This window comes from Agromyces mediolanus (assembly GCF_023715325.1).
GTDB classification, from domain to species: domain Bacteria; phylum Actinomycetota; class Actinomycetes; order Actinomycetales; family Microbacteriaceae; genus Agromyces; species Agromyces mediolanus_A.
Window position 1 is genome coordinate 1 of sequence record NZ_JAMBNX010000044.1, and the last position, 458, is coordinate 458.

At 73.6% G+C, this 458-nt stretch carries 1 pseudogene; it reads left to right on the forward strand.

Annotated elements, in window-relative coordinates:
- Nucleotides 1-451, forward strand: a pseudogene (locus tag M3147_RS19000) (hypothetical protein); the annotation flags it as partial.
- Between the last annotated feature and the right edge of the window lie 7 nt (nt 452-458).

The window sequence follows — 458 nt, forward strand, 5'->3', positions numbered from 1 at the left end:
GCGGCGTGACGACGCGGCCGGCAAGACGGGCACGTCGAACGGGTCGAAGGACGTATGGTTCGCCGGCTATTCGTCGGGCATCGTCGCGGTCGCGTGGCTCGGCTACGACACGCCGCGCCCAATGGGGCGCGCGACCGGCGCGACGCTCGCGCTGCCGGTCTGGCTCGACTACATGAAGACGGCCGTCGACGGGCGCACGCCGGTCGCGGCGATGCCGCCCCAGGACGTCGCGCTCGTCGACGGCGACTTCGTCTACGCGGAATACACGCGCGGCACGTGCACGGCCGACGTGCCGGCGTATATCCGCAGCCGCTTCGCGTGCGGCGGCGCGGCGGCCATCGATGCGCCCGACGCGCCGGCCGACAACGGCAAGCGCGACGAGCCGATGCCTGCCGCCGTCGATGCGGCCGAGCGCGAACGCGTGCTCGACCTGTTCCGGACCGACGACTGACGCGCGC